The organism is Pseudoalteromonas sp. OFAV1 (assembly GCF_021532595.1).
Classification (GTDB): domain Bacteria; phylum Pseudomonadota; class Gammaproteobacteria; order Enterobacterales; family Alteromonadaceae; genus Pseudoalteromonas; species Pseudoalteromonas lipolytica_C.
This window is the reverse complement of the sequence record NZ_JAKGBG010000005.1, coordinates 55,264-77,680: the sequence shown is the minus strand read 5'-3', so window position 1 is coordinate 77,680 and position 22,417 is coordinate 55,264. Positions and strand designations below refer to the sequence as shown.

Sequence of the window (22,417 nt, the reverse complement as noted above, 5' to 3'; positions counted from 1 at the left end):
ACCCCCAGGGACTTTTAGCCGGACTCACGTCCGGCTTTTTTGTATTTATATTAAAGCTTTTCGAGCACAGCTTCAGCGCGGCTTACTACAAACTCTTTGTCTTGTTCAACAAACAGACCTGTTACTGTTTGGTTTTCAACAATCATCGCATAACGCTTTGAACGTACACCACCAAAGCCAGCCGTGTCTTTATCTAAACCAAGTGCTTTGGTAAAACTTGCATCACCATCAGCAAGCATACGAATGTGCTCAGCATTATGAGCTTCACCCCATGCTTTCATTACAAATGCATCGTTTACTGATACACAGTAAATTGCATCAACGCCTTTTGCGGTGATTTTATCAGCTAAAGTAATAAACTCTGGTAAGTGAGCGTTTGAGCAGGTTGGTGTAAATGCACCTGGCACAGCAAATAGCACCACTTTTTTATCAGCAAATAGTGCCTCTGTTGATAAAGTTTGCATGCCTTCACTGGTTAACTCGCTAAGGGTTGCCGCAGGTAAAGTTTGGCCTTGTTCGATCATCGTGATTCCTTGAAATAAAATAAGAATACAGAGTATATACCCAAAAAATTGAATACCGCATGATTTAAAGGCAAACAATGCACTACATTGCTCGCCCTTTGAAGAGTTATAAACCTAAGCTGGCTTTAATGGTATGCATTTGCTCTTGTAGGCGATGCTGAATATCACTAACTAATGAGTTTGACTCACCTACCTGCCCTTTCATACTTTGCATTGATTGGCTAAAGTTTTCGAGTAAGGCATTTTGCTGTTTAGCAAGCTCCATGGCATCAAACGCTACTTTATTGGCATCTTGCGCGTTGCCGGCTACGCCTTCTGAGTTACGTTTAAGTTCTTGAGCATTTTGTGTTTGCAGCTCAGCATCATTAGCCAGTGCGCTAATTTGCTCTGATACCATAGTTGAGTTTTCACTCAAGCGGTTAAGTTGGTTGTTAATATCATCAAGCGAGCCTTGTGTTTGTCTAGCCAGCTTTCGTACTTCGTCGGCGACTACCGCAAAACCCCGACCATGCTCACCAGCACGCGCCGATTCAATCGCCGCATTTAACGCCAATAAGTTTGTTTGTTCAGCAATGTTTTTAATTACTTCAATGACTTGGCCAACATCATCGACCCCTTTTAATAATTCTTTTAAACTCTCAAGGCCTTGTTCAACTCGCTGCTCTGTGTGGGAGCTCGCCGTTAACATACTGTCGGCAAAACCAAGACTCTGCTCCATCGCATTAAAAGTCTGTTTAGCATTATCAGCGACTTGGCTATTAATGTTATTTACTTGCTCACCTATATGTTGAATATCGCTCAGTAAATCTTGGTTTTGCTCTACCTGAGAATGGCTGGCATCGGTTTGCTGGGCTATGGTATGTAAGTGCTCGCTCATTTCTAGCATAAAGTCATTAATAACCTTAAGCATTTGTGCTCGCTCTTCAGCCTCACCACGTTGACGCTCTATTAATTGATTAAAGTAACTGGCAATTTCGCCTACCTCGGTTTTCGGGTTTTTACTCTCAATATTTTTAAGTTCATTACTTTCAATCAAGAAGGCAAAACCATCACGCAATTGACGCAATGGATTAAGCACTTGGTTACGCTGCACAAAATACACACCACCCGCCAACACTACAAGCATGCCAATAGCGACACAAAACACGATAAATACTTGCTGTTTAAGATTGCTCTGTTCGTCTTTTAGCTTTTGCTCAGCACCGAGCACGGTTACAGATAACGCACCGATTTGTTCGCGTAATGCTTGCATACCCGTTTGACGTTGCTCAGCTTGTTCAAGAGTAGATGCCAAATCACGGGGAAAACGTTTAGGCCAGCTACTTAGTTCAGCTTTAATATCACCCGCTAAGTCTTCAGCTTCTTCACCAAAAAACAACGCATCTTCTTCAACTTCACTCATAACACCTAGGTTATCAAGGCTGTCGATTTTATCTGCGAGTGTGTTTAGTGTTGTAACTGTTTGCGTAAGGCTGCTTTTAGTATCTTGATCATAGTTAAGAACCAACTTATAAGTATACAAAGCAAGTGATGTGACTTCGCTGTAATAGTCAGCGGCAAGTTGGTAATACTCAAGTGCAAGCGCTGTTTGCGGCTCTGCTTTCTTAGCATAACCAATTAACGATGAGGCAGAACCGGCCATTTGTCTTATCGAGTTATCAAGTAAAGCCATTTCGTTACCAGACAACTTGCCCAAAGCGCGGTACTTACCATTAATGTCTTTGTCTAATTCAGTGAGTTGCGTATTCAGTGTTGCTGCTAACTCATTGGGAAGTCCAGCTAATTGCTGTGCTTTAATCTTACTAATCAGTGCTGAGGCTTTAGTTAAGTACTGGCTGTCACCTTGTTCTAAATAGTCATCTAGGTAACTTTTTAAATCAATTATGATGGTGTTTTTAAGCTTGTTATAAGCGTTATCTTGCTGCTCTATTCCTATTAATGTTTGGCTTGACCAAAACAAGGTGGCAGCTAATAAAATACTGGCAAGAGTAAGTAAAACGGCTAGTAGCCGAGTAAATGATGACACGCGCATAAACGATATTCCCAAGTAACGTTACGCGCATAGAATATTAACCTTTTATGACAGTTTAATGAAAAACCACCATAAATAACCACACATAAAAATCAAACACATCCAAAAATACTAGACTCAAACCATTGCTGCTTTTACATATACATCAAAGCGATTCTTCTTGGTTTTGATTTGCATACTAGGGGTTTTGTCATTCAAAAATGGCGCATAATCGGGTCGCTTAACCACGACTCGTTTGCTTGCAAGTGGATAAGCAAACTCTAGTAAATCGTCGGCATCACTATCAGCCCCAACAAGCTCTTGGAATACCCGCATTTCTTTTTTAACTAGGGCTGACTTTTCTCGGTGGGGAAACATAGGATCTAAGTACACAACATCAGGTACTTCGTTACACTGAGCCAATAAAGTATGGCTAGAACCAAATACTAGGCTCATGTTTTCTTTCATCCATGAGCCAATTTCTGCATCGTTATAGGCGCGCTCTAAGCCATCAAATAATAGCGCGGCAACCACAGGGTGACGCTCATGTAGTATGACTTTACAGCCAAGTGATGCCAAAACAAAGCCGTCGCGGCCAAGGCCTGCGGTGGCATCAAGCACCACGGGCGTAGCTCCTTTATTTAAACCCACCGCTTTGGCGATAGCTTGGCCTTTACCACCACCGAACTTACGTCGATGTGCGGCAGCCCCCGTGACAAAATCTACATGGATAGCGCCAAGTTTTGGCTCATCCTTTTTTTTCAAACTCAAGCCCTGATCGTCATAATGAAGCGAAAAGCCCGCATTAAGCTCAGCCCACTTGGCTAAACCAAAACGTTGCTCTATGGCATCTAAATAAGGACGCATTTCTTTAAAAGGACAATGAATTACCACGTATAACTCCGAGCTATTTTATTCGGCGCCAGTATAGCATGGCTTAAAATAGCTCGATATCCGTTTGTGAAGTGATATCTTCAGTATGACTAGGCTCAGCCATTTTTTGTAAGTTTACCAATAACTCACTACGCGATTCGATAATATGATTAAGCTGATGTTTAATGTGAGTTAAATCGTCGTTTAAAGAGGAAAATAACTGCTGAGTTTGCTGCAATTGCTGTAAATACAAAGCCACATCGCTGCTATTTAACTGCTCATTATGTTCGACTAATTGGTTCAATTCAGCAAGCTGAACTGTTAGCTGTTTAACGGCATGCTCTCGAGAGTCACTGTTTTGATGCATTAGTTCAGAGAGCTCGTTAAAAGCATTGCCTATTTGGTTTGCCTGCGTCAATGCTCGTTCGTTTATTTCCATATCTTGCACTTTCGCATTAGTCACTTCCAAAATATGCGGAAACAAATCTTTGTAGCGGCCATAAAGCTGTGCATCATCCAAGGGCATGTTTTTAACTAGCATCGATACTTTTGGGTAGTTAATGATGGTGCGATGACTAAAGTCAACAAAGCGATTTGACTCACGGTGTTGTTCTAATAACTCTTGCTCAAGTGGGCATACGCCACCTTTAGCACTACAAAACACGCCAACATCTTGATACCAAAACGCCAAAACAACATCGAGCTCCATGGGGTTAAAAAATTCGAACATATACTCAGATAAGGCTTTAATATCATGTGCATGATAGCTTTGCCCGACGTAACGCATGATGCGCCCCATATCACCTGAATCTGTCATTGCAATTTCGGCGGTGATCTGCGCTCGCTCAACATCACTTTTAAGCTTTTTTGAGTGTTGGCGATACTGATATAACACGCGAATACGTGCCATAAGCTCTTCAGCATTAAATGGTTTTACAATGTAGTCAGCAGCACCTGCGTTATACCCTTTAACACGGTCTGGTAAGTCTGATTTACCTGACAAAAACATTACTGGAATATCTTTGGTTTCAGGGTTTGCTTTTAACTCATTACAAACCTCAAACCCAGTTTTTCCGGGCATCTCTATATCGAGCAATATTATATCTGGATTGTGTTTTATTGCTTGTCTTAATCCTTCATCACCATTTTTAGCATGGAGCAGTGTGCAAAAGCCCGCGAGCGATTCTTCGATCACATGATGCACGTATTTATCATCATCAATGGCTAATACCAGTTTAGACATGCTTAATTCCTATATACTCTTTTTTAGAAGGATAGTACGAGCGTGTGATTTTGCGAAGAAATATTAATAAAAAAAGCGCCTTACGGCGCTTTTATATTTTTATATTCTTTATGCTGCAATGCCGCTGTGTCTAAGCAATGCATCAACTTGCGGCTCGCGCCCTCGGAACTTTTTAAACAGCTCCATTGGCTCTTCACTACCGCCTTTTTCTAAAATGTTTTTCAAAAAGGCTTCTCCCGTTTCAGGGTTGAAAATGCCTTCTTCTTCAAATTTAGAAAACGCATCAGCAGACAGAACTTCTGCCCACTTATACGAATAATAACCAGCGCTATAACCACCAGCAAAAATATGGCTAAAGCCATGTTGGAAACGATTAAACGCTGGCGCTTTAACAACCGCGGTTTTGCTACGAACAGCATCTAAAGTTGCTTGAATATTACATGGTTCACCCGCTTTATAATCGTGGTGGATTGTAAAATCAAACAACGAAAACTCTAGCTGACGTAACATTTGCATACCTGATTGGAAGTTCTTCGCCGCAAGGAGTTTATCTAATAACTCTTTTGGTAAAGGCTCATCTGTTTCGTAATGACCCGAAATAAAGTTCAGCGCTTCTTCTTCGTAGCACCAGTTTTCAAGGAACTGACTTGGTAACTCAACTGCATCCCATGCCACACCATTAATACCCGCAACCGGCGCAGCATCAACTTGGGTCAACATATGGTGAATACCATGACCAAACTCGTGGAATAAGGTTGTCACTTCATTATGAGTGAACAGCGCAGGCTTATCGCCAACTGCTTTATTAAAGTTACACACTAAATACGCAACTGGGGTTTGTAATTCGCCGTTTGCACGTACTTTACGACCCATACAGTCGTCCATCCACGCGCCGCCACGCTTGCGATCGCGAGCGTATAAATCTAAATAAAAACGACCACGTAAAGTATTGCTACTATCGTAAATTTCGAAAAAACGTACATCTGGGTGGTAGGTATCAAAGTCAGTGACTTCTTTAACACTAATACCAAATAAACGATTTACTGTAGTGAATAAGCCACTTAATACCTTATCGGCAGGAAAATAAGGGCGCAGTACTTCGTCTGAAATCGCGTATTTCTCTTGCTTAAGTTTTTCGCCGTAATAGGCGTAGTCCCAGGCAGCAAGTTCAGTCACACCGTGCTTATCTTTGGCATAAGCCGTTAGCTCAGCAAGTTCTTGCTCAGCTTGGGGTTTAGACTTATCGGCTAAATCTTCTAAGAATGAGAAAACTTGCTCTGGCGTTTCGGCCATTTTAGTCGCCAGTGACATGTCAGCGTAGCTGTTAAAGCCAAGTAACTCAGCAAGTTCATGACGCAGTGCAAGCTCTTCAGTCATAATAGCTGAGTTATCAAACTCACCGGCATTGGGGCCTTGATCAGAAGCACGTGTTACAAACGCAGTGTAAAACTCTTCACGTAACTCGCGGTTATCTGCATAAGTCATGATTGGTAAGTAAGATGGAAAATCTAACGTGAATACCCAGCCATCTAGCTCTTTACTTTTAGCTGTATCAGCGCCAAGTGCTAACGCAGACTCAGGTAACCCCTCAAGCTCACTTTCATCAGTAATATGCTTTTGCCAAGCGAGTGTGGCATCCATTACATTGTTACCAAACTTAGAAGCCAGTTCAGATAAACGTGCACTGATTTCGCCATAACGCTTTTGCTGCTCAGGTTTTAAAGCAATACCCGACAATTCAAAATCACGCAGTGCATTGGTAATGGTTTTTTGCTGGGCAGTAGTAAGTGTTTTAAATTCATCACTATTATGAAGTGCATTGTAAGCATCATATAAACCTTGATGCTGACCTACAAAGGTTGAGTACTCAGATAACAATGGCAAACATTGCTCATAAGCTTCACGTAACTCATCGTTGTTAACGACAGAGTTCATATGTGATACCGGTGAAAATAAACGTGATAACTTGTCATCAGCTTCTTCTAGCGGCAGTACCAAGTCATTCCATGTGTACGATTTAGTCGCCAGTACCTCGTCTATTTTAGTGCGGCACTCAGCAATGGCTGCTTTTAACGCTGGCACGACATGCTCTGGTTTAATTTTAGAAAACGGCGGAAGCCCTTCTAAACCAATGAGTGGGTTATTTTCTGCAATTGTCATTTTCGTTCTCAAATTTTATGCGAAGATGATTTTGAAGTTGGGGCGAATTGATGAAATACAAGGGGCTTAACCTTGGTCTTTATTATGCTATTATCAACTTATTAATAAATCGATTAATTAATAAAAATTTATCTATTTTTGAGGACAAACTATGGCTCAGCATTTTGATTACATTGCTATTGGTGGTGGTAGTGGCGGTATTGCCTCTGCAAACCGTGCTGCAATGCGTGGCGCAAAAGTCGCTCTTATTGAAGCAAAACACATGGGTGGTACTTGTGTAAACGTGGGTTGTGTTCCAAAGAAAGTAATGTGGCACGGCGCACAAGTTGCTGAAGCAATTAATGCATACGCACCAGACTATGGCTTTGATGTTGAGCTTAAAAGCTTTAGCTGGGCTAAATTAGTAGAAAGCCGCGAAGCATATATTGGCCGAATTCACCAAGGTTACAATAAATACTTAGCAAGTAACGGCGTAACGGTTATTAATGGCTTTGCTAAATTTGTTGATAGTAAAACAGTTGAAGTGAACGGTGAGCTATACACTGCTGATCATATCCTTGTAGCTGTTGGTGGTCGCCCTACTATTCCTAATATCCCAGGTGCTGAGCTTGGTATTGATTCGAACGGTTTCTTTGAGCTAAATGAACAACCTAAACGTGTTGCAGTTGTTGGCGCAGGTTATATTGCTGTTGAAATTGCGGGTGTTCTTCATAGCCTAGGTACAGAAACACATTTATTTGTTCGTAAAAACAAACCACTACGTACTTTTGACCCATACATTGTTGATACCCTTGTCGATATTATGGCAAAAGAAGGCCCAACTCTTCACACTGAGTGCACACCTAAAGAAGTGGTTAAAGAAAACGACGGTAGCCTAACAATTCACTTTGAAAATGGTCACAGCCAAAACGTTGATGAAGTTATTTGGGCAATTGGCCGTACACCAACAACAGACAAGATCAACCTTGCAGCAGCTGGTGTTGAAGTGAACGAAAGCGGCTATGTAAAAGTAGACGAGTTTCAAAACACCACAGCTAAAAATGTATATGCAGTTGGCGATATCATCGAAAACGGTATCGAACTTACGCCAGTAGCCGTTAAAGCAGGTCGTATTTTATCAGAGCGCTTATTCAATAAAGAATTGCCTGATGATTTAAAAATGGACTACGAGCTAGTACCAACGGTGGTATTCAGTCACCCACCAATCGGCACCATTGGTTTAACAGAGCAAGAAGCGATTTCGCAATATGGTGCTGAAAACGTAAAGGTTTATAAGTCAAACTTTGCAGCGATGTACACAGCAGTTACTCAGCACCGCCAAGCATGTAATATGATGCTCGTGTGTGCAGGTGATAACGAAAAAGTTGTTGGCTTACACGGCATTGGCTTTACCGTTGATGAAATGATCCAAGGCTTTGCAGTTGCAATGAAGATGGGCGCAACCAAAGCAGACTTCGATGCTGTTGTGGCTATTCACCCAACGGGTTCTGAAGAGTTTGTTACGATGAGATAAACTTGAGTTGCAAGTCAATTTTAAAACCTTGTGGTGCTGCCACAAGGTTTTTTTATGCCTAAAGCTGGCACAAACCTTGTAACTGTTAATAAAGTAACCAGTTATAGCAACAATTTGCCCTTATTTACTGTGTAATTAAGCAATTATTACGCAGTAAACAAGGCATTTTTACAAGGAGGCACTGTGTCTAAGTCTGCAATTTTATATCGCATGGTAACCGATGAGCATATTTGCCCATTCGGTTTAAAATCAAAAGATTTATTAGAGCGTAATGGTTACGATGTTGATGATCGTCATTTAACCAGCCGTGAGCAAACTGACGAATTCAAACAGCAGCATGATGTAAAAACCACACCACAAACCTTTATCAATGATAAACGCATTGGTGGTTACGATGAGTTGCGCGACTTTTTTAATCTGCCCGAGGCTGGCCAACAAGGTACCAGTTATACCCCAGTTTTAGCCATTTTCGCTGTGGCTATGCTACTGAGCTGCGGTTTTACTTATGCCAGCGGTGAGGCTTTATTCTCTGTGCAGAACCTGATGCTGTTCGTTGCATTATCAATGGCGGTACTAGCGATACAAAAGTTGCAAGATTTATTCAGCTTTTCTAACTCATTTATTACCTATGACTTATTGGCGATGCGCATTGTGCCCTATGCCTATGTCTACCCCTTTATCGAGGCGTATGTAGCGATTGGTATGGTGGCTGAATTACCCGCCTTAGCTGTAGCACCCTTTTCACTATTTATTGGTGGCATAGGTGCGGTATCGGTTATTAAAGCTGTGTATATCGATAAACGAGAGCTGAAATGCGCCTGTGTTGGTGGCGACAGTAATGTGCCGCTCGGCTTTATCTCACTGAGTGAGAACTTATTTATGATAGCCGCAGGTATATGGATGCTTATTACTTTTTAGCGTTTTATTAGTATTTAAAGTGGCTTAATTAAGTAATTAAGCCACTTTAAACGAATGGTTAACCACCATTACGTAAATCGCGCTCGAATTCACTTTCGGTTTTTACTGGATGACAGGTCGATTTAACCTCAGCCTTTTTACTGTCGTCGTCATCGGTGCTAAAAATCGTATAGCTGTAATCGGTTTCGAGTTCACCACCTAGACACTCATGCTCAGCGTAGATTTCATTTTCAGCCCCATCAACTACGGCCTGTGATGCACAGCCTGCCAGCATAGCAAGTGCAAGTACAATTGGAATTGCTTTCATATCTTGATCCTATAATGCTATTTTTATTTTTGCTGTAAGCAATAGGTTAGCTCACACAATTAAGTTAACGACAAAAGTACCTTTATTGATACAAAATTTGTGTAAGTTTTTGTGTAAACAGAAAGCGAAGATAAATGAGGCAGGTTAAGAGTTTAACCTGCCATGTGATGGAGTCTTTTAAGCCGTACCACCCACAGTAAGGTTATCAATTTTAAGGCTTGGCTGACCCACACCAACAGGTACGCTTTGGCCATCTTTACCACATACGCCAACGCCTTTATCAAGGGCTAAGTCGTTACCTACCATCGAAATTTGCTGCATCACTTCTGGGCCATTGCCAATCAGTGTAGCGCCTTTAATAGGTTGGGTGATTTTACCGTTTTCAATTAAGTAAGCTTCAGAGGCGCTAAATACAAACTTACCTGACGTGATATCCACTTGGCCACCACCGAAGTTAGGCGCGAAGATACCTTTTTTCACCGAGCTGATGATATCGGCTTGGCTGTGCTCGCCACCTAACATATACGTATTGGTCATACGCGGCATAGGTAAGTGAGCATACGATTCGCGGCGTGCATTACCAGTAGGGTTAACACCCATCAAACGGGCATTTAGCTTATCTTGCATGTATCCTTTTAGAATACCGTTTTCAATAAGCACGTTATACGCAGCTGGTGTCCCTTCATCATCTACGTTTAATGAACCACGGCGATCAGCAATAGTGCCATCATCCACGACTGTACATAGCTCAGATGCCACCTTTTGACCTACTTTACCGCTAAACGCCGATGCGCCTTTACGGTTAAAGTCACCTTCTAGGCCATGGCCTACTGCTTCATGTAGTAACACACCCGGCCAACCTGCGCCTAGCACAACTTCCATGCTGCCAGCAGGTGCATCAATTGCTTCAAGGTTTACTTTTGCTTGGCGAACAGCTTCTTCGGCGTATTCCATCCAACGCGGTTTGCCATCGACTAATTCTTTAAAATAGCCATAATCTAAACGCGCACCGCCCCCTGCACCACCGCGCTCACGGCGACCGTTCTTTTCAAGTAACACTGAACAGTTTAAGCGAATAAGCGGGCGAATGTCGGTTGCAAAGGTGCCATCACTTGCAGCAATTAACACTTCTTCATAAACCGCCGACATTGAGCTGATCACTTGCTCAGCATCCGGCGCTAATTCACGAATATAGTTTTCTAGTTCACGAAGCAGGCTTACTTTGTCATCGTTGCTCATGCTTTGAATTGGTTGATGCGGCGCATACTGCTGTTTAGCAGCTACATCACTGAACACCTGAATCGTTTTGTTTTCGCCAGCATTGGCAATGCTGCGTGCTGCAGTTGCGGCTTTATTTAGCGCTTCAAGGTTAATCGCATCTGAGTATGAAAAACCAGTTTTTTCACCACTAACAGCACGCACACCCACACCACGCTCAACGTTGTATGAGCCTTCTTTCACTAAGCCATCTTCAAGTACCCAAGATTCGTGGTGACTCGATTGAAAATACAGGTCGGCATAATCAACTTGATGTTGATGAATAAAAGCGAGCGTTTTTTCTAATTCTTCTCTCGTTAGTTGGCTGTCATGTAATAAATGCTGTTCAACCGTGTTCATAATAAATGCTCTCTAAATCGTTGCTGAGACTGCACAGGCATGTCTTGGCGAATTGTATTCAAGCGGTTTAAATCAAGCCCATGGCTGATAAACCCGGTACCAGAGGCAAGCTCACTGAGCGTTTCTCCCCATGGTGAAATAATTATGCTGTGGCCATAAGTGTGGCGGCCATTTTCGTGCTCGCCCCACTGCGCTGCAGCAACCACATAGCATTGTGTTTCGATTGCGCGCGCAGCTAATAAAATATGCCAATGAGCAGCACCGGTGACTGTGGTAAAGGCACTAGGCACTAAAATAAGCTCAGCTCCTTGGCGCTGCATGGCAGTGAATAAGCCACTAAAACGTAGATCATAACATACTGCTAAGCCAATTTTACCAAATGGCGAATCAACCACCACAATATCCTTGCCGGCTTCGGTCGCATCAGACTCTCGGTAACTGCGCGTAGTATCGGCAACATCCACATCAAATAAGTGAATTTTGTTGTATTGCGCAACCACATCACCTTGGTTGTTAAATAAAAACGAGGCTGCTAGATACTTACCATTTTGCTGCGACACAGGCAGCGTGCCAGCCGCTAGCCAAATATCATGCTGCTTACATAAATCGGCAAGTTTCGCTTTATAAGTCTCGCTTTGGTGACCTAATTGATAGCTTGCTTGGCTTTGCTTACTAAAGATCAAAAAGCTCTCAGGTAAACACACAAGCAATGGGCGAGTTGCAGGTAGCTTTAATAATGTATCCGCCAGAAAAGCGAGGTTTTGCTCAGCATTCATGCTTGAGCACATTTGTACTGCCACAACCTGTGGCTGATTATTAGCCTTCATTGGTATCTAAACTCGCTGAAGATGCGGCATCTTTTAACTTTAATTGGCTAGACGACTGCGGTTGGCTTTGCGCTGCTTGCGGTAATGTCACTTCACGGCTCTTACGATCTATTTCTTTCACTACAGGGTCGTTCATACTTCCTGTTACTTTAAAATTGATCTCTGAGATCACTCGCGCTGAATGAATCACTTTATCGATGGCAAGCGCTGCAAGCCCACTTACCGGGTTGACCATCCATGCCACAATAACGGGAATACTCGATGTCACCTGCGGGGCAACTGCAAGGTCGTAATCAATTTCAAAGGTATTTAGGTCTGTATGCCCTTTAATCGTTAAATCGGCAGGTACACCATCAAGCTTGGTATCTTGAGTATAAGCAATGCCCTTTTCTAGCTGCATGGTGCCTTGCATACTGTTATAGAAAAAACCTTTAGAGAATACATCTCTAAAGTCGAGTTTCAGCTTACGCACTAACGAATCTAAACTCAGTAATGAAAATACTCGCGCGCCACCATCACTTATTTCTGCAAGGTGACCCTCTCCTAAACGCCAATCTAGCTCTCCCGCTAAACTTGGTACATCAAAGCTATAGGGTGCGCCTTGCCATGCTAAATCAAACTTAATATTGGCGTCTGAATCTTTTACTGTGGTGGTTAATTCAAACTCATCAAATAATTCACCAATATCATCACTTTCTAAATTACCACTAAACTGAGTTAAGCCATCGGCAAATTGCCCTTTTGCGCGTAATACATGATCACCTTTATCAATTACAAGCTCAGAGAATATCAACTTATTTTGCTCACCGACTAAACTGCTTTTTACTTTGTCTAATTGATATTGGCCTACTTTACAGTCTTCACAATAAAACTCGATTGCAGGTATATTCATAAGCCAACTTAAATCCTCTGGCTCATTCTTATCAGATGGAGGCTCGCTTTCATTTGGCGAAAAATTCATCCGTAAGTAGTCGGTAAAAATTTGAATCGGCCTGCGCGTTTCACCGGTTGGAATAAGTGCGTCAGCACGTAATTCTTTGGCATTTAACTTTAACTCTAAGTCTGATTGTTTTGGCGCTAATCTAAATTCAAAGTCATTAAAATCAATATTATTCAGTGCAAGTTTGTTAAATTTGCCAGTTACATTGTTAAAAGCTGGCATCACACTAGGCGCATCAGACTTAACTTTGGTAAGCGCAATAATTTGATCAATTAAGCCAAACCAAGGCACTATTTCGGTTTCTGGTAAATCGATTGATACCGCAAAACCTTCACGATTTAACCCTAAATCTTGTGACCCTAAAATAAGGTGAGCATTATTAAACTTCTTTTTGCCATTATCTAAAATCGCATTAAAAAACAGCTTATTATCGATATTAGCTGTGATTAAATTAGAAATATGATCACCTTGCACAACCGCATTTAGTGGCCAAGTTTGTTCTGCATTTTTGTTATAAGGTGCAGGTAGTTGGCTAGCAACCCCCACTAAATTACCCGTTATGTCTGCACGATAATTAAAGTCATTAGGTAAAAAGTTAAGCGATATACCAACATCAACGTTGCTTTGCCCTGCTAAATAGCCAGACAATAAGCCATGTGCTTGCTCAATCAATGGGTCTGCCTCAAGGGCAAGCTCTATGGCAATTTCAGCTCGGTAGTTATCACCAACATTTTCACTATTAAAGCTTGCGGTAAGTGGCATTCCTAACCAGTTTGCCTGGGCATTGTTTAGCACAATTTTGTCGTTATTAAATTTAACTATGCCTGTCATATGGCTCAGCGTTATTCCCGGCTGGGCTAGGTAAACGGGTAAGTTAGCTAATTCAACCTCGCCTACAGCATCAACATGGCCTGAACGTAAGTTAACCAATAAATCGATAGCTGCTGTTGCTTCTCCCTGCGCTTGTACAACATCAAATACATTTGCAAGCGGCTTTGCCAGCGGTGTAGCAGCAAAGAAAGGCTTAAGCTTACTACCGTGAGCACGCTTATTTATAGCAACTTTTAACATATCAGCATGCATCAGATCAGCAATGCTCACATGAACACTATCATCAAGCGCTAAGTTAACTAATTTGCCGGATTTACTATAAATATCCATGCGTTCATTTTCAAAGTGCAAAATAACGTTGGCTTCTTCAACCTCAGGCCAGCTTGGTGAAAACTTGTACTTGGCATTCTCGACATTTGCTAAGACTTCAAATTGACCTTGTTGCTCTTTAAATGGAAACCCTTTAAATGGCCCAGAAAACAATACCTGCGCTTTATTTACTTCGCCGCCCTTAATCGCTCCATTCAAATAATTAACGAGCTTTTCACTCATTACAGGTAGCGGAAAGTAGTGCCCTGCGACCTTAGCATCAGCTGCATAGGCTTCGGCATATAAGTCAAGACGCGGTTCGTCAGTCAGGCTTAGTTTCATCTCTGCAGCAAGCGTGACTTCATCGTTATCAAGCCAAATATTATCGCTGCTAATGCGCCAGCCATCATCAAAGTGATGTAAATCAAGCTCTACATTTAACTGGTTATAGGGAATATCTTGGCTGAAACTGCCATTGGTCAACAACTGATTGTTTTCACCGTATAATTGAATGCGCCCTGCTGATTGGTTGAGTAACCCTTCAACGCGAATTGCTTGGCCACCGGGAATCCCCTGTAATGATAACCAATTGATTTGCTCACCTTGAAACCACAATTGCCAATGATCTTGGTTATCAAATTCAACATATGCGTCGCTGAGTTGGCCTTTGGGTTGGCGCGCTAAAAAAGGTGCCAGTACTTCAAAGTTACTAAGCTGGGCTAATTTAGCCAACAGCCCAAAATCAAACTGCTTAAGCCATATTTGATTTTTATCACCTAACTGTGCTTCAAACTGAAGAGTTGGCCACTGTTTTAAGTCTCGCTCAAACGTAAGGCCCGTGCTTTTTAAACGCCAATTATCTTGCCAAGGAAATAAATGAAAGCCCCCTTCATTTAAACTTATTTGATGTGCTTCTTGGTTTTGTTGCCAATTAATAAAGCTCGGTAGCCATTGCACTTTTACATCGCTGATCAAGCCTTTTTCTAGGCTAAACCAAGTTTGTAAATTAATATCGGAGCTGAGCTGCTGTTTATCGGTATTAATAAATTGAGCAAGCCATTTAGAAACATCGACATTGGCAGCTTGTACATATATATCACCGGCCATAGTCTCAAGAGTTGAGCCATTAAGGGCCATGCGAGCATCAAAACTACCCACCGAGATCCCCGGTAAGGCCAAGCTACCTGATCCCTGATGTTGTTCTGGGGTATTTTGCCAAACAATGTTTTCAAGTATGAGTTTACGTTTTTTACCATCACTCAAGGTAAAGTTTAAACTACTGTCTTGCACCGCAAAGTGGCCTGTTTCACCAAGGAACAAGCCTTCGATCAGCTCTTTTTGCTCAAAGCTGCCTGCTTGTTGAGTGTTCCCCAAATCAAGCATGGTAGGTAAATCAACATCAGCATGAAAACCATTGATCACAAAGTAGCTCGATTTAAGCTGACGGGTTTTTAGTGATTCCCATAAGTTTACTTCAAGACTGGCTTTATCAATAGTTAGTGCAATAGGTGAAGTTTGGTTATCTTCAAACGAAATGTCTTCGATAACTAAAGCAGGTCCTTTCCCCTGCCAACTGGCCGAGATAGACCCAATTGATAAATTGACATCAAAGCGCTCATACAAGAACACTTCAATGTCATCTTTATAATCATTAGCATAGGGTAATGAATACTTAACGACTGAGACAATAACGGCCAGCAGTACGAGAGTGATAGCAAATACTTGCCATAACTTACGTAAACAATAAAAGCAGACCGTTTTTGCCTTCATTACATCATTACCACATCAAATTGTTCTTGATTATATAAACTCTCTGTTTGAATACTGACTTGCTTACCGATAAATAGTTCCAGTTCAGCTAAATTATGATATTCATCATTTAGCAACGCCTCGCTCACTGATGGTGAGGCATAAACCATAAATTTATCGGCAGCATAAGCGCGATTTACTCTGACGATTTCTCGTAAAATCTCATAGCAGACAGTTTCAACCGTTTTTTGCGACCCTCGCCCTGAACAAGCGGGACACACATCACAAAGAATATGCTCTAAGCTTTCGCGGGTACGTTTGCGGGTCATCTCTACTAAGCCTAGTGCAGATAGACCATTTATGTTGGCTTTAGCACGATCTTTTGCCAGCGCTGATTCAAGCGAATGCAAGACACGACGCTTATGCTCATCACTGACCATATCAATAAAATCGATAATAATAATACCGCCTAGGTTACGTAAACGTAGCTGACGAGCAATCGCAGAGGTTGCTTCGATATTAGTATTAAAAATGGTTTCTTCTAAATTACGATGCCCTACAAACGCACCGGTATTTACATCAACCGTGGTCATCGCTTCAGTTTGATCAATAATTAAATAACCACCTGACTTTAACTCAACCTTACGGTGCAACGCTTTTTGAATTTCTGTTTCAACATCAAATAAATCAAAGATCGGGCGTTCACCGGGATAATACTCAAGTGCTTCAGACAGAATAGGCACAAACTCTTCAGTAAACTCTTTAAGCTCTTGATAGGTCAGTTTAGAGTCAACACGAATACGCTCCATGTCTTCACCAACGTAATCACGCAAGGTACGAAATGCCAGTGTTAAGTCTTCGTGCAAGATGCTTTCTTTACTGATTTTTTTTCGTTTGTTGACGATTTTTTGCCACAATTTTTTTAAGAATTCAGCATCGTGACGCAGTTCTGCTTCTGAGGCCCCCTCTGCTGCAGTTCGCACTATAAAGCTGCCGTCTTCGTCGCCGTATTCAGCGACAATTTTTTTCAGACGTAAACGCTCATCTTCTGATTCAATACGCTGACTCACACCAACATGCGTCGCATCTGGCATAAAAACTAAATAACGAGAAGGGATAGTGATGTCGGTGGTTAAACGCGCGCCTTTAGTGCCAAGGGGATCTTTAACAACCTGCACCATGATGTATTGACCTTGGCGCACTAGTTCACGAATATCTTGCACTTTTTTAATTGGTTGCTCGTCAACACCTTCAACAATTGAGGCACTATTAACGATGTCTGATGCGTGTAAAAAAGCCGCCTTATCTAAGCCGATATCGACAAATGCAGCTTGCATGCCCGGAAGTACGCGACTAATTTTACCTAGGTAAATATTGCCGACGATGCCAAGGTTGCCAATACGCTCTAGCTGGATCTCTTGCAGTACGCCGTTTTCAATTAGCGCAACGCGACTTTCGCTCGGTGTAACGTTGATCAGTAATTCAGTGCTCATGTTACCCTCTTAAAAATTCATTTAATAACTGTTCAGTCTCATATAAAGGTAAGCCGACCACCGCAAAATAGCTACCCGAAATATGGCTAACAAAGCGTCCGCCTAAGCCTTGTATGCCATAACCGCCAGCTTTATCTTGGGGCTCACCCGAATGCCAGTAAGCATCAATTTCTTCATCACTTAACTTTTTAAATGTCACATCAGTGACAACAACACAACTTTTTACTTGCTCACTATTTGCAATTGCAACGGCTGTCATCACTTGATGGGTGCGCCCAGATAAGCGCTGCATAGTGGCTGTAAAGTCTGCTTGGTCAACAGGTTTAACTAGGGCTGTATCATCAATGACGACTACAGTATCACTTCCTAACACAGGGCGATCAGTGTAGCCCATAGCTACACCTGATTGTGCTTTGAGTCTAGCTAAGCGTTCAACATAATCACGAGGAGATTCATTCGGAAATTGGCTTTCATCTGCATCAACGCTAAATTGAGAAAACTCAACGCCAAGCTGGCTGAGCAACTCTTTTCGGCGCGGTGATGCAGACGCCAAATAAATTGCGGTCTGCATTATCTAATCCTGAAATGACGGCGATATTTACGCAAAATTAAGAAAATCCACCACCAGCAAAGCATACCTGTTAGCACAGGCCACAAATAATGCGGACTAAAATAAATGCCCATTAAAAAGTGATTTAGCCAAAACTGCATAAGGTGGTAAAGCGTTAAAAACAAAGCAACTAAAATGCTTTGCTGCCATAAAGAAAAGTTTCTAATCTTTTGGAAGTTACTAGCAGTGATAAATATACACACTGAGTAAGTCAGTGAGTTTACACCCAGTGGTGAGCCTGAAGCTAAGTCCATTAATAAACCGACCACCCAAGCTGTACCAATGTTCAAACGGTGTGGTACCGCTAACGACCAATACATTAATACCATTAACACCCAATCTGGGCGATAAGGCTCAAACGAAATCGGTAACGGCATTAACGCCATAACCAATGCAAAGAAAATACTGATAGCAATCAGCAAAGAGTGACGACTATTCATTGCTTATGCTCTCCTGCTGATTACGCCACAGCACAACCAACAAGCGAATCCGGTCAAGTTGTGCAATTGGCTCAGCATATACCTGCGCAAAAGGACGCCCTTCGTCACGGTTAATTTCAGTTACTACAGCAACCGGATAACCTTCAGGGAAAGTGCCACCTAGGCCAGAGGTAACCAAAATATCACCAATACGTACGTCAAGGCTGTGCGGAACGTGCGAAAGCTTAACTACATTAATTTTACCTATGCCTTCAACCACGGTACGTACATCGTTACGTAAAATACGCACAGGTGTGGCATGGGTAGTGTCGGTCATTAACAACACGCGCGAAGTAGTCGAACCAACTTGGGTGATTTGCCCTACCACACCCATTTCGTCAATAACTGCTTGGCCTTCACTTAGGCCATCGGTAGTACCGCGGTTAATAACCACTTGATGACTATATGGGTTTGAGTGAACAGACAATACCTGGGCAATAATTTTACGATTTGATTGTTTAGCAGATGAACCTAACAAAGCACGTAATTTATCGTTTTCACGAGATAAAAATTGCAGTTGTTGGAGTTGCTCGCTTTGCAATAACTGCTTCTTCTTAAGTGCTTCGTTTTCAGTTAAAAGCTGTTCGCGGGTGTGCAGATTCTTCGCGCCAATACTAAATAGCTCATACGGCAAATTGGCGAGATAAATAAGTGGGCTAACTAGGGTATTTAAACTGGTGCGAATTGTTGTACCACCTTGTGTGTAGCGATCGCCCACGATCAGCACGACACTCAAAAGCACTGCGACAAAAAGTCGCAGTTGCAAAGAGATGGTACGACCAAAAAGTAACTTCATTAGTCGTAGCTAAATACGTCACCACCGTGCATATCAATCATTTCTAGCGCCTTACCGCCGCCACGAGCAACACAAGTTAATGGATCGTCAGCAACCACGACCGGAATACCTGTTTCTTCCATTAATAAACGGTCTAGGTCTTTTAATAATGCACCACCACCGGTTAATACCATACCGTGTGCAGAAATATCCGAAGCAAGCTCTGGTGGAGACTGTTCAAGCGCAACCATAACCGCGCTCACAATACCCATTAATGGCTCTTGCAACGCTTCAAGAATTTCGTGTGAGTTCAGTGTGAATGAACGCGGAACACCTTCAGCAAGGTTACGACCACGTACTTCAATTTCAATAGGCTCATCTGTTTTAAACGCCGAACCAATTTGATGCTTGATGTTTTCAGCCGTTGCTTCACCAATTAAGCTACCAAAGTTACGGCGTACATAGTTGATGATAGCTTCATCAAATTTGTCACCACCGATGCGTACAGATGAAGAGTAAACCACGCCATTTAACGAAATAATAGCAACTTCAGTTGTACCACCACCGATATCAACAACCATAGAACCCGTTGCTTCTGATACAGGTAAACCTGCACCGATTGCAGCCGCCATTGGCTCTTCGATTAGGTACACTTCACGTGCACCAGCACCCATCGCTGATTCACGAATAGCACGTTTTTCTACTTGTGTAGCACCACAAGGCACACAAATAAGAACACGCGGGCTTGGACGCATAAAGTTGTTGTTATGTACTTGCTTGATAAAGTGTTGCAGCATTTTTTCGGTCACATAGAAATCAGCAATAACGCCGTCTTTCATAGGACGAATCGCTTTAATGTTACCCGGTGTACGGCCTAACATTTGCTTTGCTTCTGTACCCACTGATGCCACACTTTTCGGGCCACCAGCTCGCTCTTGGCGAATAGCAACTACAGAAGGTTCATTTAATACAATACCTTCTTCTTTTACATAAATTAGGGTATTGGCTGTACCCAAGTCGATCGATAGATCGTTTGAAAAAATACCACGGAGTTTTTTAAACATGAGGCTGGATGACCTTTGAAAATACGTTCTTATACTAGCTGCTCTCACTCTATCATGCTAATCATGAAAAAGCGCAACTGCCTTAAATTAATTGCTAAAAAAGGAAGCTTATAGCGCTTCCTTTTTAAATATTTATCGCTCGCGTACTAAACGAAAGCCGATATAGTTTGCACGAAAGTCTGGCGCTAAAATTAGGCGTGTTGATACGCGGGCTAAGCTAGGCGCAAAGTTCCAAGCACCACCACGAACCGTTACATCAGACTGTCCTGGCTTTTTATATGTCCATTCCCATACATTACCTACTGTATCAAATAGGCCAAATGCATTAGGAGAAAACGACCCTGTCGGTGCAGCGCTTTTATTTGACCATTCGCTCCCACACCAACCACAGTTCGCTAAGTTTTTACCGATTTCGTTACCCCAAGGGTACTCGGTTTCAGTACCAGCTCGCGCAGCATACTCCCACTCAACCTCGTTTGGTAAGCGAAATAACTGACCCGTTTGCCCCGATAACCAATCTGCGTATGCTTTTGCATCGTTATAGGTTAAACATACCGCCGGAAAATCACTTTCTTGCTCGAAACCTGGGTTACGCCAATTTAACGTAGCTTCCCATACTGGTTCACCATTTAAGTAATAAGCACAACCACGATTTTTTTCAGCTTCTGTTTTGTAACCTGTATTTGCAACAAAACGCTCATACTCTGCAACAGTCACTTCCTTGCTTTGCATTGCAAACGAATTAGCAATGGTCTTTTCTACCACTGGACGCTCGTTGGCTAAACCATTGCCGTTAATATCGCCCATCTTAAATTTGCCTGCAGGAATAACAACGATACCTGCTGAATTGTTTTTATTGACGATACTTGCAACTGGTGAAGACGTTGCTGGTTTTTCAGCTGCTGTAACCGCTGCAACAACTGGCTCTGGTTCTTTTACCAAATTTGCATGAATTGTTTGCGCTTTGCGAAGATCAATACGCGCTTTATAGCTTTTATAACCACGCTTGCGAATTTCAACTTCATGAAAACCTACAGGCAACGAAGTGGTTAATTTTGTCGCACCAAAACTCACGCCATCGATAAACACTTCATCATCATACACATTAGAACGAAGTGTTAGCTCAACCATTTTAGATTTTTTCAAATCAGGTAACGGTTCAACCTTTACTGGCTTTTTTGATGAATAATCGCTAACAGGCTCATTAGTCATACGTGATACCGATACCACCTGACTATTATCCAAAGGGTCACTGAATGTTAACTGACTATCAGGGTAAGATGCCGAGTAATTAGACTGATAGTTGCCTGCAAGTGGCGAGCCATAATCAGCGCAGAATCGGTTATCTAAATTAAGTAAACTACATAAGCGGCTGCTATTTACATCACCGCGCATGGTCACGCTTAAGTTGACGTTATAGTTACCTTGACCGCTAAATGCACTGTTGACAACATGGCTACTTAACACCTTAACTTGCGCACCCGCAAGATTGCGTTTTGGTTCAACCAATCGCTCTTCAGTTAAGTTAGCAAAAATTTGATCAACAAAACGTTTAGTTGCTTTTTGCAAGCCCATTTGCTGACCGCGCTGCTCACAGGCAGCAAGCGTTTCGGTGCGTTTACAATTGATGGTGTGATTAACTTCTAATGTACCTTCACGTGTAAACTCATTACGTAAACGCTCAACACGCGCCGTTGCGAGTTGTTCTTTTAAACTTTCTAATGTATTGAGTTGGGTATGTTTAGCTACGCGAATTTGCTCAATGTCTTTTCTATGCGATGCAATTGCCGCCAATTGCATCGAAATATCATCTTTATTCTGTTTGTGATCAACAACTGCCTTTTGATAGCGTGCTTGTGCATTGCTAATGTCTATTGTTGGATCATCAATAAGTCGGCGATACATCTCGTTCATTGCATCTAGCGCTTGGTTTTTTTCTTTGTCTAACTCTGTCGAGCGTGCGCGCAATAATTCGAGTTGCTTCTGTAACTGACTTTCTTCTTTTAGGTGTTTTTCAAGGATAACAGTCGAGTTATCGTACTCGGCTTGTTTTTTACTGATCTCTGACTCTATACCAGTTACCGTAGCAGTATCTTGTGCAAATGCACTAGTTGCTAGCAAACTAACTGAAATAAATAGAGATAAAGGAGCGATTCGCATATATTCCATTCCCA

General features: G+C 42.1%; 17 protein-coding genes. 2 read left to right on the top strand and 15 right to left on the bottom strand.

All coding sequences use genetic code 11. The features are described 5' to 3' along the window. Nucleotides 1–50 precede the first annotated feature (50 nt). The 5 genes from L1267_RS04500 to prlC all read right to left on the bottom strand — a co-directional run bounded on the left by L1267_RS04500 (nucleotide 51) and on the right by prlC (nucleotide 6,811). Nucleotides 51–524 carry a peroxiredoxin gene (locus tag L1267_RS04500; RefSeq protein WP_063529354.1) on the bottom strand — a complete coding sequence of 158 codons (474 nt, stop codon included), beginning with the start codon at nucleotides 522–524 and terminating at the stop codon, nucleotides 51–53. A 106-nt stretch (nucleotides 525–630) separates the two neighbouring features. Continuing rightward, nucleotides 631–2,556, bottom strand: coding sequence for a methyl-accepting chemotaxis protein (locus L1267_RS04495; protein WP_235382210.1), 1,926 nt, complete (start codon nucleotides 2,554–2,556; stop codon nucleotides 631–633). Between the two features lie 117 nt (nucleotides 2,557–2,673). Next, a complete protein-coding gene (locus L1267_RS04490; protein ID WP_138557059.1) occupies nucleotides 2,674–3,429 on the bottom strand; it encodes a class I SAM-dependent methyltransferase in 756 nt (251 codons plus the stop codon). A 43-nt stretch (nucleotides 3,430–3,472) separates the two neighbouring features. After that, nucleotides 3,473–4,651 (bottom strand): response regulator, encoded by a 1,179-nt coding sequence (locus L1267_RS04485; RefSeq protein WP_235382209.1) that lies wholly within the window; start codon nucleotides 4,649–4,651, stop codon nucleotides 3,473–3,475. Nucleotides 4,652–4,759: 108 nt separating this feature from the next. Continuing rightward, entirely contained in the window at nucleotides 4,760–6,811 is a 2,052-nt protein-coding gene (prlC, locus tag L1267_RS04480; protein ID WP_235382208.1) for an oligopeptidase A, read from the bottom strand. Nucleotides 6,812–6,962: 151 nt separating this feature from the next. Between prlC and gorA the strand changes: the two genes are divergently transcribed. Together gorA and L1267_RS04470 are read left to right on the top strand one after the other, a co-directional pair. Beyond that, nucleotides 6,963–8,324 (top strand): glutathione-disulfide reductase, encoded by a 1,362-nt coding sequence (gene gorA, locus L1267_RS04475; RefSeq protein ID WP_235382207.1) that lies wholly within the window; start codon nucleotides 6,963–6,965, stop codon nucleotides 8,322–8,324. Between the two features lie 183 nt (nucleotides 8,325–8,507). Further along, nucleotides 8,508–9,242 carry a MauE/DoxX family redox-associated membrane protein gene (locus L1267_RS04470; RefSeq protein ID WP_235382206.1) on the top strand — a complete coding sequence of 245 codons (735 nt, stop codon included), beginning with the start codon at nucleotides 8,508–8,510 and terminating at the stop codon, nucleotides 9,240–9,242. Between the two features lie 58 nt (nucleotides 9,243–9,300). Here L1267_RS04470 and L1267_RS04465 read toward each other — a convergent pair whose 3' ends face one another. The 10 genes from L1267_RS04465 to L1267_RS04420 all read right to left on the bottom strand — a co-directional run bounded on the left by L1267_RS04465 (nucleotide 9,301) and on the right by L1267_RS04420 (nucleotide 22,403). Continuing rightward, nucleotides 9,301–9,549 carry a hypothetical protein gene (locus L1267_RS04465; RefSeq protein WP_171040391.1) on the bottom strand — a complete coding sequence of 83 codons (249 nt, stop codon included), beginning with the start codon at nucleotides 9,547–9,549 and terminating at the stop codon, nucleotides 9,301–9,303. A 177-nt stretch (nucleotides 9,550–9,726) separates the two neighbouring features. Further along, a complete protein-coding gene (tldD, locus tag L1267_RS04460; RefSeq protein WP_135922709.1) occupies nucleotides 9,727–11,166 on the bottom strand; it encodes a metalloprotease TldD in 1,440 nt (479 codons plus the stop codon). After that, nucleotides 11,163–11,993 (bottom strand): carbon-nitrogen hydrolase family protein, encoded by an 831-nt coding sequence (locus tag L1267_RS04455; RefSeq protein ID WP_235382205.1) that lies wholly within the window; start codon nucleotides 11,991–11,993, stop codon nucleotides 11,163–11,165. Before L1267_RS04455 ends, tldD begins: the two co-directional genes overlap by 4 nt. Then, nucleotides 11,983–15,843, bottom strand: coding sequence for a YhdP family protein (locus L1267_RS04450; RefSeq protein WP_235382204.1), 3,861 nt, complete (start codon nucleotides 15,841–15,843; stop codon nucleotides 11,983–11,985). The genes L1267_RS04455 and L1267_RS04450 overlap by 11 nt, the downstream gene beginning before the upstream one ends. Continuing rightward, nucleotides 15,843–17,315 (bottom strand): ribonuclease G, encoded by a 1,473-nt coding sequence (gene rng, locus L1267_RS04445; protein ID WP_135922712.1) that lies wholly within the window; start codon nucleotides 17,313–17,315, stop codon nucleotides 15,843–15,845. The genes L1267_RS04450 and rng overlap by 1 nt, the downstream gene beginning before the upstream one ends. A gap of 1 nt (nucleotide 17,316) precedes the next feature. Next, nucleotides 17,317–17,886, bottom strand: coding sequence for a Maf family protein (locus tag L1267_RS04440; protein ID WP_135922713.1), 570 nt, complete (start codon nucleotides 17,884–17,886; stop codon nucleotides 17,317–17,319). Beyond that, a complete protein-coding gene (gene mreD / locus L1267_RS04435; RefSeq protein ID WP_135922714.1) occupies nucleotides 17,886–18,365 on the bottom strand; it encodes a rod shape-determining protein MreD in 480 nt (159 codons plus the stop codon). The genes L1267_RS04440 and mreD overlap by 1 nt, the downstream gene beginning before the upstream one ends. After that, the gene (gene mreC / locus L1267_RS04430; protein WP_054552786.1) at nucleotides 18,358–19,200 is read right to left on the bottom strand and encodes a rod shape-determining protein MreC; all 843 of its coding nucleotides are present in this window, start codon (nucleotides 19,198–19,200) and stop codon (nucleotides 18,358–18,360) included. Before mreC ends, mreD begins: the two co-directional genes overlap by 8 nt. Then, nucleotides 19,200–20,243 carry a rod shape-determining protein gene (locus tag L1267_RS04425; protein ID WP_054552787.1) on the bottom strand — a complete coding sequence of 348 codons (1,044 nt, stop codon included), beginning with the start codon at nucleotides 20,241–20,243 and terminating at the stop codon, nucleotides 19,200–19,202. Before L1267_RS04425 ends, mreC begins: the two co-directional genes overlap by 1 nt. A 132-nt stretch (nucleotides 20,244–20,375) precedes the next feature. Continuing rightward, entirely contained in the window at nucleotides 20,376–22,403 is a 2,028-nt protein-coding gene (locus L1267_RS04420) for an SUMF1/EgtB/PvdO family nonheme iron enzyme (protein WP_235382203.1), read from the bottom strand. Nucleotides 22,404–22,417: the final 14 nt, after the last annotated feature.

Bases quoted from the DNA above. Each gene is read 5' to 3' on its own strand.
- L1267_RS04500 (WP_063529354.1), bottom strand. From the start codon at position 524: ATGATCGAACAAGGCCAAACTTTACCTGCGGCAACCCTTAGCGAGTTA.
- L1267_RS04495 (WP_235382210.1), bottom strand. From the start codon at position 2,556: ATGCGCGTGTCATCATTTACTCGGCTACTAGCCGTTTTACTTACTCTT.
- L1267_RS04485 (WP_235382209.1), bottom strand. From the start codon at position 4,651: ATGTCTAAACTGGTATTAGCCATTGATGATGATAAATACGTGCATCAT.
- prlC (WP_235382208.1), bottom strand. From the start codon at position 6,811: ATGACAATTGCAGAAAATAACCCACTCATTGGTTTAGAAGGGCTTCCG.
- gorA (WP_235382207.1), top strand. From the start codon at position 6,963: ATGGCTCAGCATTTTGATTACATTGCTATTGGTGGTGGTAGTGGCGGT.
- L1267_RS04465 (WP_171040391.1), bottom strand. From the start codon at position 9,549: ATGAAAGCAATTCCAATTGTACTTGCACTTGCTATGCTGGCAGGCTGT.
- tldD (WP_135922709.1), bottom strand. From the start codon at position 11,166: ATGAACACGGTTGAACAGCATTTATTACATGACAGCCAACTAACGAGA.
- L1267_RS04455 (WP_235382205.1), bottom strand. From the start codon at position 11,993: ATGAAGGCTAATAATCAGCCACAGGTTGTGGCAGTACAAATGTGCTCA.
- L1267_RS04450 (WP_235382204.1), bottom strand. From the start codon at position 15,843: ATGAAGGCAAAAACGGTCTGCTTTTATTGTTTACGTAAGTTATGGCAA.
- rng (WP_135922712.1), bottom strand. From the start codon at position 17,315: ATGAGCACTGAATTACTGATCAACGTTACACCGAGCGAAAGTCGCGTT.
- L1267_RS04440 (WP_135922713.1), bottom strand. From the start codon at position 17,886: ATGCAGACCGCAATTTATTTGGCGTCTGCATCACCGCGCCGAAAAGAG.
- mreD (WP_135922714.1), bottom strand. From the start codon at position 18,365: ATGAATAGTCGTCACTCTTTGCTGATTGCTATCAGTATTTTCTTTGCA.
- mreC (WP_054552786.1), bottom strand. From the start codon at position 19,200: ATGAAGTTACTTTTTGGTCGTACCATCTCTTTGCAACTGCGACTTTTT.
- L1267_RS04425 (WP_054552787.1), bottom strand. From the start codon at position 20,243: ATGTTTAAAAAACTCCGTGGTATTTTTTCAAACGATCTATCGATCGAC.
- L1267_RS04420 (WP_235382203.1), bottom strand. From the start codon at position 22,403: ATGCGAATCGCTCCTTTATCTCTATTTATTTCAGTTAGTTTGCTAGCA.